The sequence below is a fragment of the Polynucleobacter sp. 35-46-11 genome, from assembly GCF_002281105.1.
This window is the reverse complement of the sequence record NZ_NCFJ01000426.1, coordinates 1-2171: the sequence shown is the minus strand read 5'-3', so window position 1 is coordinate 2171 and position 2171 is coordinate 1. Positions and strand designations below refer to the sequence as shown.

At 47.0% G+C, this 2171-nt stretch carries 1 protein-coding gene and 1 pseudogene; one reads left to right on the top strand and one right to left on the bottom strand.

All coding sequences use genetic code 11. From position 1 onward, the window contains the following. Positions 1–339: pseudogene (locus B7Y67_RS15910) on the top strand (signal recognition particle protein); the annotation flags it as partial. Between the two features lie 19 nt (positions 340–358). On the opposite strand, the gene B7Y67_RS15905 reads toward B7Y67_RS15910, so the two are convergent. After that, positions 359–2101, bottom strand: a complete 1743-nt coding sequence (locus tag B7Y67_RS15905; protein ID WP_293599469.1) for a proline--tRNA ligase — start codon at positions 2099–2101, stop codon at positions 359–361. Between the last annotated feature and the right edge of the window lie 70 nt (positions 2102–2171).

Genomic DNA, 2171 nt, shown 5'->3' with positions numbered 1-2171 from the left:
ATGGCTAGTTTGATGGATAAGTTGCCAAGTCATATGGCACAAGCAGCCTCCAAAACCAATTTGAGTGTTGCGGATAAACAAACAAAGCGTATGCGCGGCATCATCGATAGCATGACGCCCAAAGAGCGTGCAAAACCGGAATTATTGAAAGCTACTCGCAAACGCCGGATTGCAGCGGGCGCAGGTGTTGAGGTTCAAGAAGTCAATCGTCTGCTTGCACAGTTTGAACAAATGCAAACCATGATGAAACAGTTCAAGGGTGGCAAGATGGCGCGCACCATGGCATCCATGGCAGCTAAAGGAGCCGCCAAGGGTATTGGCGGACTCTTTAAAAAATAATACTTAAAAACTGTTTGGCTTAAGAAACGAGTTTCTTAGCGGACTCAATTGCAGCAATCACTTTTGCTTTAATTTCTGATAGCGGGATATTTTCTGATTCAGCATCGGTGCGACCCTTGAATTCGACTTGAGCATCTGCAAGACCACGATCACCGATCACCACGCGGAATGGAACACCAATTAATTCCCAGTCAGCAAACATTGCACCCGGTCTTTCACCTCGGTCATCCAACACCACATCGACTCCATCAGCAATCAACTCATCATGTAATTGATCAGCAGCAACTTTCACTGCCTCTGATTTGTCGTAACCCATTGGACAAATTACCACTTCAAATGGTGCCATCGAAATCGGCCAAATAATTCCGCGCTCATCATTACCCTGCTCGATTGCAGCGCCTAGGAGGCGAGTTACGCCAATACCGTAGCAACCCATCACCATCGGCTGTGCTTTGCCTTGTTGATCAAGATAGGTGCAACCCATTGCTTCAGAGTAGCGTGTGCCCAATTGAAATACATGGCCCACTTCAATACCGCGGCAGATATCCACAACACCCTTACCATCAGGGGACGGATCACCGATTACGGCATTACGCAAATCCATCACTAAAGGCTCCGGTAAATCACGACCCCAATTCACGCCTGTTAAGTGATGGCCAGCATCATTAGCGCCGCACACAAAATCAGCCATATTGGCAACAGTACGATCTGCGACTACGGTCACATCAGCAGCAATTCCAACTGGCCCTAAATAGCCCGCTGGTGCATTACATGCCTGCGCAATTTCAGCTTCACTGGCAAAACGTGACTCTGCCATTCCAGGAATCTTGCTCGCCTTGATTTCATTTAGCTCATGATCACCGCGCACTAACAGCATAAATAATTTAGCTGGGCCCTCTTCTTGATCAGCGGCAAACAATAATGACTTCACAGTCTGCTCTAGCGGCAGGTTTAAAAACTTGGCAACCTCAACGCAGTTTGTTTGATTTGGTGTCGCAACTTTAGTCAGCTCCTGAGTTGCAGCACCGCGTACCGCAATTAAGGAGACTGACTCAGCAGCCTCAAGGTTGGCAGCGTAATCAGAATTTGGGCAATACACAATGGCATCTTCACCAGTATCTGCAATCACATGAAACTCTTGACTACCTGATCCGCCAATAGCACCGTTATCTGCCGTTACTGCACGAAACTTCAAGCCCATACGCTTGAAGATACGAGTGTAAGCATCAAACATAATTTGATAAGACTTCTTCAATCCCTCAGTATCGCGATCAAAGGAGTAAGCATCCTTCATGCTGAACTCACGACCACGCATGATTCCAAAGCGTGGGCGACGCTCATCACGGAACTTAGTCTGAATTTGGTAAAAGTTCACCGGCAACTGTTTGTAACTCTTAATTTCATTACGCGCTAAATCAGTCACCACCTCTTCTGAGGTCGGCTGAATTAAAAAGTCACGATCATGACGATCCTTGATGCGAAGCAACTCTGGCCCCATCTTTTCCCAGCGGCCCGTCTCTTGCCACAACTCTGCAGGCTGAATCATTGGCATCAGCAATTCGATTGCGCCAGCGCGATTCATTTCTTCACGGATGATGTTTTCTACCTTGCGAATGGACTTCAATCCCAAAGGCAAATAGTTGTAGATGCCAGCGCTGAGCTTACGAATTAAACCAGCACGCACCATGAGTTTGTGCGAAACCACCTCAGCATCGGAAGGGGCTTCTTTTAGTGTGGCGAGAAATGACTGTGAAGCTTTCATGTATGGATATAATCAAATCATTGATTTTAAAGGATTTGAGGCACGATCTCATGCTTGACCGTGAAGGGTA

Bases quoted from the DNA above. Each gene is read 5' to 3' on its own strand.
- B7Y67_RS15905 (WP_293599469.1), bottom strand. From the start codon at position 2,101: ATGAAAGCTTCACAGTCATTTCTCGCCACACTAAAAGAAGCCCCTTCC.